The sequence below is a fragment of the Dietzia sp. NPDC055343 genome (assembly GCF_053645265.1).
The window spans coordinates 79,438-86,203 of the sequence record NZ_JBSHMJ010000014.1 but is presented as its reverse complement, the minus strand read 5'-3'; the positions used below and the strand labels follow the sequence as shown (position 1 = coordinate 86,203).

Annotated in this window: 9 protein-coding genes and 1 pseudogene; 7 read left to right on the top strand and 3 right to left on the bottom strand. The window is 69.8% G+C overall.

Annotated features, from left to right (window positions below):
• The 4 genes and pseudogenes from ACWIE7_RS08965 to ACWIE7_RS08950 form a co-directional block, all read left to right on the top strand.
• Window positions 1-193: pseudogene (locus ACWIE7_RS08965) on the top strand (MarR family transcriptional regulator); the annotation flags it as partial.
• Window positions 190-789, top strand: a complete 600-nt coding sequence (locus ACWIE7_RS08960) for an SdpI family protein (protein ID WP_454069061.1) — start codon at window positions 190-192, stop codon at window positions 787-789. The pseudogene ACWIE7_RS08965 and the gene ACWIE7_RS08960, both read left to right, overlap by 4 nt.
• Before the next feature lie 79 nt (window positions 790-868).
• Window positions 869-1,426, top strand: a complete 558-nt coding sequence (locus ACWIE7_RS08955) for a hemerythrin domain-containing protein (protein ID WP_454069060.1) — start codon at window positions 869-871, stop codon at window positions 1,424-1,426.
• Between the two features lie 39 nt (window positions 1,427-1,465).
• Complete coding sequence (locus ACWIE7_RS08950) at window positions 1,466-1,936, top strand: SRPBCC family protein (protein ID WP_454069059.1); 471 nt, start codon at window positions 1,466-1,468, stop codon at window positions 1,934-1,936.
• 73 nt (window positions 1,937-2,009) lie between these two features.
• On the opposite strand, the gene ACWIE7_RS08945 is transcribed toward ACWIE7_RS08950, so the two are convergent.
• Window positions 2,010-2,399, bottom strand: a complete 390-nt coding sequence (locus ACWIE7_RS08945; protein WP_452098274.1) for a DUF202 domain-containing protein — start codon at window positions 2,397-2,399, stop codon at window positions 2,010-2,012.
• On the bottom strand, window positions 2,396-2,779 hold the full coding sequence (locus ACWIE7_RS08940) for a YidH family protein (protein ID WP_452098275.1): 384 nt from the start codon (window positions 2,777-2,779) through the stop codon (window positions 2,396-2,398). Before ACWIE7_RS08940 ends, ACWIE7_RS08945 begins: the two co-directional genes overlap by 4 nt.
• Window positions 2,780-2,870: 91 nt before the next feature.
• Between ACWIE7_RS08940 and ACWIE7_RS08935 the strand changes: the two genes are divergently transcribed.
• A complete protein-coding gene (locus ACWIE7_RS08935) occupies window positions 2,871-3,860 on the top strand; it encodes a bile acid:sodium symporter family protein (protein WP_454069058.1) in 990 nt (329 codons plus the stop codon).
• Window positions 3,861-3,863: 3 nt separating this feature from the next.
• Here ACWIE7_RS08935 and ACWIE7_RS08930 read toward each other — a convergent pair whose 3' ends face one another.
• Entirely contained in the window at window positions 3,864-4,436 is a 573-nt protein-coding gene (locus tag ACWIE7_RS08930) for a VanZ family protein (RefSeq protein ID WP_452098277.1), read from the bottom strand.
• Between the two features lie 98 nt (window positions 4,437-4,534).
• On the opposite strand from ACWIE7_RS08930, the gene ACWIE7_RS08925 reads away from it, so the two are divergent.
• Window positions 4,535-5,104, top strand: a complete 570-nt coding sequence (locus tag ACWIE7_RS08925; RefSeq protein ID WP_452098278.1) for a TetR/AcrR family transcriptional regulator — start codon at window positions 4,535-4,537, stop codon at window positions 5,102-5,104.
• Window positions 5,101-6,672, top strand: a complete 1,572-nt coding sequence (locus tag ACWIE7_RS08920) for an MFS transporter (RefSeq protein WP_452098279.1) — start codon at window positions 5,101-5,103, stop codon at window positions 6,670-6,672. Before ACWIE7_RS08925 ends, ACWIE7_RS08920 begins: the two co-directional genes overlap by 4 nt.
• Window positions 6,673-6,766 lie beyond the last annotated feature (94 nt).

The window sequence follows — 6,766 nt, the reverse complement described above, 5'->3', positions numbered from 1 at the left end:
CTTGCGCGAGATCGAGAAGGCCGCGCCGGACCACGTGCGAACCGTGCGGCGGGTCTTCCTGGATCGATTGGACGACGACGACAAGCGCGAACTCGGTCGAATCCTCGCACTGGTCGAGGGCAGCGGCGGGGGCACGCAGCAGGCTGACGCGACTCGGACTTCCGCGGCCACGGGCGTAACCTCTAAGGCGTGAACGCAGTGCTCGTGGTGGTCGTGGTGCTCCTCGCCGGGCTCGCCCTCCTGGTCGGGGGCACCGGCCTTCTCGCGCTGACCGGCAAGCTGCCCGGCAACGGCGTGCTGGGGGTCCGCACCCCGGAGACCCGGCGCTCGCTGGAGGCGTGGACGCTGGCCAACCGGGCCGCCGCACCCGCGTTCCTCGGCTCGGGCCTGACGCTCCTGCTCGGAACGCTCGCCCTGGGACTGATCGGCGGCTGGATCGGCGTTCTCGTCGTCGTCGTCGCACTCGTGGTCGCCCTCGCCCTGCTCAACGTGGCCGGCATGGCCGGGGCACGCGCGGCGGCCCTCTGGGAGGCCGACAACGGCGACGCGGGCGGCTGCGGTTGCGGCCCCGACGGCTGCGGCGGCCACTCCGACGCCTCGGAGGCCGGGGGCTGCTCCTCCGCCGGCGAGTCGGACGGCCCCGACGACTCCGGCTCGGGCGGCTGCTCCTCCGCCGCGACCGAAGGCCCGGACGGCGGCGCCGATCCCGCGGAGGACTGCGGCCTGACCGGCGGCTGCGGATCGTGCGCCCTGCAGGGCATGTGCGAAACGGAGTCCGCCGGCCGCTGAGGGGCCCTCCGGTGGCCGCCACCAGCGCGCGCCCCTACGGTGTGAATCCTCATCGCACCAGACCGTGAAGGAGTTCGCCATGGCCCAGAAGGACGTCGTTGACATCCTCACCGCCGACCACCGCGAGATGATCGGACTCCTCGAACTGATCGAGGAGACCACCGACCCCGCCGAACGGCGCGCACTCGCCGATGCCGCGACCGCCGAGATCGTGCGGCACTCCGTGGCCGAGGAGCTGTTCGTCTACCCCGTGTACACGCGGGAGGTCACCGGCGGCGCGGATGAGGTCGAGCACGACAAGGAAGAGCACCAGGAGCTCGAGGAGACGCTCGTCAAGCTCGAGGGCGTCGACTCGGAGGACGCTGACTTCCTGCGCCTGGTCCGCGAGCTCAAGGGCCAGCTCGACCACCACGTCGACGACGAGGAGTCCGACCAGTTCCCCAAGCTGCGGCGGGCCGTGTCCGCCGAGGAGCTGGTGGATCTGGGCCGCAAGGTGGAGGCCGCCAAGAAGGTCGCGCCGACCCGGCCGCACCCCGACTCACCCCACTCCGAGCTGTTCCACATGACGGTGGGCCTGGGCGTCGGGATGGTCGACCGGCTGCGGGACGCGCTGAGCGGTCGCATCGAGAACACCTGAGTGCGCGGTCGTGGGGCGTCCGCGCTGTAAAATCCCCGCATGAGCGCTGAGTTCTCGATCACCCGCACCGCCATCCTCGATGCCCCCGCGCCGGCCGTGTTCGCCCAGCTCGAGGACTTCCGCAAGTGGCGGAACTGGTCCTTCTGGGAGAAGACCGACCCGTCGATGGAGCGGACGTTCACCGGCGCCGAGCGGGGCGTCGGGGCGCGCTACGAGTGGTCGGGCAACGCCAAGGCCGGCGCGGGGTCCATGGAGATCACCGGGGCATCGGCGGGGCGGCGAGTCCTGATCGAGCTCCGGTTCCTCAAGCCGTTCAAGGCCACCAACCCCACGGTGATCACGCTCGAGCCGCTCGGGCCAGAGCGCACCGAGGTCACGTGGCAGATGACGGGGACCCGCGGCCCGGTGATGCGGGCGTTGACGCGCCTGGTGAAGATGGACGACGTGTTGGCGCGGCAGATCGACGAGGGGCTCGAGGCGCTGGGGCGCGCGGCCGCCGCGGAGGGCTAGACCGGCCCGGACTCCGGACGGCCTCGAGACCCAGCCCCCGGCCCGGCCCCGAGATCCAGCCCGGCACGGACTCTCAGCCCAGCGCCTGGACCAGCACCGCGGCGAGCCCACACGCGGAGATCACGATGATCATCGCCACCAGGCCCACGTTGTAGAGCGCCTGCGTCTGCTGGACCTCACCGGCACGGACGAACCGGCCCACGCGCCGCTCGTGCCCGCGCTGCACCCGGAGCAACGCGAGTAGCGGGACCACCGTGAGCAGGGAGAACGCCGACGCCCATAGCCACGAGAGCTCGCCCACCAGCTTGGCCACGAGCGTGATGTTGACCCCCACCACGGCCCAGGTACGGGCCCAGGACAGGCTGGTGCGCTCGGCCTGCAGGCCCGCATCCGGCGGGACCGCCGTGGGCGAGACACCGATCACCCGCGGGCGTCGGCGCGGCTGTGGCCGGGGGTCGGTCATGTGAACGTTCCGCTGAGGATCGCGACGATGAGGACCACGGCGCCGATCGAGATCCCCAGCGCCAGCAGGATCGACGCCTGGGGCATCGGCAACGGCTGCTTGTGCCGCATGGCGAACTCGATCCGGATCCAGCGGCGGAATGCCACGATCGCCAGCACCGCCGCCAGCACCAACAGGATGCAGGCGAGCGGGGTGCGGATGATCTCCGGGATCTCGTCGCCGGCGAACGCCTCGAGAGCCACCGCGCCGGCGGTCAGTCCGAGGCTCGTGCGGATCCAGGCCAGGAAGGTGCGCTCGTTGGCGAGCGTGAACCGTGGATCCGGCTCCTGACCATCTCTGAGTGCTCTGGGCCGCCAGCCCGACCCGCCATCGCCCGTCATGGGTCCGAGCCTATCGGGCGGGCCGAACCGGCCGCCCGATCCGGCCTCGGGCGAGCGACGACGGCGGGCGCCGAAGTGATGGAATGGGCGGATGGAGATTCTGCGCCGGCTGAGGATCGAACCGTTCATCTTGGCGATTCTGGCCGCGGTGGTCGTCGCCGCCTTCCTTCCCGCGACCGGCGGCGCCGCCACGACGCTGGGCTGGGTCACGACCATCGGCATCGCCGTGTTGTTCTTCCTCTACGGCGCCCGGCTCGAGCCGCGGGAGCTGCGGGCGGGCCTGCGGCACTGGCGGCTGCACTCGGTGGTGCTCGTGGCGACGTTCGTGGTGTTCCCGCTGCTCGGCCTGCTCGGCCAGTGGGTGCTGACCCCCGTGCTCGGCGCGTCTCTGGCCGCCGGCTTCCTCTTCACGACGCTGGTGCCCTCGACCGTGCAGTCGTCGATCACGTTCGTGGCGATCGCGCGCGGGCATGTCAGCGCCGCGGTGGTGTCGGCATCGGTATCGAATCTGCTGGGCGTGTTCCTCACGCCGCTGCTGGTGTTCGCGCTCATGACCACCGACGGCTCGGTGAAGATCACGTGGGATTCGGTCGGCACGATCGCACTGCAGCTGCTGCTGCCGTTCGTGCTGGGCCAGATCTTCCGGGACCGCATCCTGCCGATCACCAACAGGATCAAGCGTCTGGCCCTGTTCGACAAGACCGTGATCGTGCTCGTGGTCTACGCCGCGTTCTCCGAGGGCGTGGCCGAGGGGATCTGGACGATGGTCGGCGTGCCCCAGCTGGCGGGCCTGGTGGTGGCGTGCTGCGTCCTACTTGCTGTGGTCCTTGGTCTGACGGAGCTCGTCTCCCGCGCGCTCGGCTTCGAGGACCGGGACAAGCGCGTGGTGCAGTTCTGCGGCTCCAAGAAATCCCTGGCCACCGGCCTGCCGATGGCGGCGGTGCTGTTCGTGGGCCAGCCGCTCGGCCTGCTGGTGCTGCCGCTGATGATCTTCCACCAGATCCAGCTCATCGTCTGCGCGTGGCTGGCGGGCCGCTACGGCCGCGCCGAGGAGACCCCGGTCGCGCCGGCCGCCTCCTGAGTTCTACCCCGGCAACCCCATCGCCATGGACGTCTCCACGACCCTGTCCGGGTCGCCGAGCCGCGGGCCGAGGATCACCAGGACGGCGAACACGAGCGCGGCCGTCAACGCGAGCCCGATCCACACCGGGTACAGGCGCCGGCCTCCCAGCCGGGCGACCGTCGCGCCGACGAGGGCGCCGAGGACGTTGAACATCAGGTCGGAGACGTCCGAATGGCCCAGGGCGAAGACGTACTGGAGGGTCTCGACGGTGGCGCTGGTCAGCGCTCCGACGACGACGACGTGGGCCGTCGCCCGCCTGTGATGCTCCAGCACGATGAACAGCAGGACTCCGAGCGGGATGAAGAAGGCCATATTGCCGAGGTAGTCGAACAGCGGCCCGAACCAGGTCGTCGAGTTCCGATAGAGGGCGAACGGCTCCCATTCCATCGAGCGGTTCCGTTGCGCCTCGGGTCGCCACAGCATGCCGATCACGAAGAAGGCCTTGAGCATGGTCAGTGCCGCGACCACAGCCCCGTAGGCGACCAGCGCCACTGCCGCCCAGGCCCTGACCCGCGTACTCGTCGGTTCCGTCACGGGCACAGTCTTACCAGGTGATCGCGCCGATTCCGCGCTCGCATGGCGTTGTTGTACATTTGTACGCGTACGTTTGTACAGCAACGTGAGGAGCACCTGTGACGAGCGCCGGACGCACCCGCGATCCCGAGCAGCGGATCCGTGACATCGGGCAGGCCGCGGCCGAACTGATCGCCGAGGCCGGGCCCGCCGCGCTGACCCATCGTGCGGTCGCGGCGCGCGCCGGCGTCGCCGTCGGGACCACCACCCGGTACTTCTCGACGATCGACGACCTGCGCAGGCACGCGCTCGAGCACCTGGCCGCCGCGGTCGAGAGCGACCTGGACAAGATCCGGCGCGACCTCGCTGGCGCCCCCGACCCGATCGCCTACCTGGCCACCGCCGCGGCCGCCGGCTTCGAGGACCGGGGCGCGGTGCTCGCCGAATGCTCCCTCGCCTACGCGGGACTGTTTGAGGAGGACCTGCGCGAGCTGAGCCTGCGCTGGTTCACCGGACTCACCGAGATACTGTCCCCCTACTTCGGGAAGGTCCGCTCGGAAGTGCTGGCCATGTGCCTGGACGGGGCCGGCATCAACACCGCGCTCACAGGTACCGCACCCACCACCGCCCGACTCGAGGCCGTCATCCGGGCGATCTCGACCATGCCCGATGAGGACACCACCGCATGAGCGACACCACCGCACCCGCCCGGAGTGAGCTGCGGGCCGACCCGCACATCGTGGGCTCGTACGATCCGGCGCGCCGCTGGCTCGGTCTGGTCACGCTGACGTTCTCCCTGCTGGCCATCACCACGGACATGACGATCCTCAACGTGGCGATCCCGCAGATGTCGGCGGACCTGCAGCCCACCGCCTCCCAGCAGCTGTGGATCATCGATGCGTACTCGCTGGTCATGGCCGGACTGCTCATCTCCATGTCGTCGATCGCCGACCGCTGGGGCCGCAAACGAATGCTCATGCTGGGCTACATTCTCATCGCGCTCGCCTCGGTCCTCGTGCTCCTCGCGCACTCCCCCGGCTTCGTGATCGCGCTGCGCATCCTGCTCGGAATCGGCGCGGCGATGGTCATGCCGTCCACCCTGTCGCTGCTGCGGGTCACCTTCACCGACACCCGTGAGCGCGCGACCGCCCTGGCCGTGTGGGCCGCGGTCGCCGGCATCGGTGCGGCCGTCGGGCCACTGCTGGGCGGTTTCCTGCTCGAGACGTTCCACTGGCAGTCCGCGTTCCTGGTCAGCGTGCCGATGATGGTCATCGCGTTTGTCAGCGCCATCTTCACCGTTCCCGAGTCACGAGTGCCCGAGCCCGGGCCGTGGGACCCCTTCGCCGCCGCTCTCACGCTCGTCGGAATGTCGACAACCATCTGGGCCATCAAGAAGTTCAGCGAAGAGGCCTCGATGACCTACCTCCCGGCGTGGATCGCCTTCGTCGTGGGAGTGGCAGCCCTGGTCTGGTTCGTCCGGCGCTGCCTGAAGTCGACCTCTCCCCTGCTCGATGTGACGATGTTCCGCCACCGCATCTTCTCCGCGGGCGTCCTGGCCGCTCTCATCGCGAGCTTCTCCATGTCCGCCGGGCTGCTGTTGCTCGCGCAGTGGTTGCAGCTGGTCAACGGCGCGTCCGCGTTCGAGTCCGGGCTCCAGCTCATGCCGCTGGCGCTCGCCGCCGCCGTGACCTCTCTACTCGCGCCCGTCGCCTCGGAGCGGATCGGGATGCGCGCGACGATCTTCTTAGCGCTCTTCGTCGCCGGCGCCGGCATGCTCTTCCTGGGCATCCGGGGTGAGGATCTGGAGCTGACCTCGGTGTTCATCGCACTCGCCCTGATCGGCGCAGGCATCGGCGCGCTGGCCCTGGCCTCCTCGATGATCATGGGCGGCGTCCCGCGTTCCAAGGCCGGCAATGCGGCCGCCATGGAGGACACCTCGTATGAATTCGGCGCCGTGTTGGGTATCGCGATCCTGGGATCGTTGGCCTCGTTCCTCTACCGGCGGAACCTCGGCACCCCGGCCGAGGCGCTGATGCTGGGCGAGGAGGCCACGGAAGCGGCCCGCGACTCGCTCGGCGGGGCCATGGCGGTGGCCGACGCCGCGCAGCTTCCGGACCTGGCCGCGCGAGCCGGAGAGGCCTTCACCTCCGGCCTGGGCATGGCCGGACTGATCGGCGGGCTCATCCTGCTGGTGTTCGCGTTCGTGGTGTTCTACCTGACGCCGAAGGGCACGATGCTCGCTGACCTGGAGCACTGAACGGAAAGTGCATGGCCATCCGCTGCGATTCCGCGCGGCCCTACTGTGATCTAGCTCTCAGTAACCGCTGCACCTAATATATGTTCATTTGCAC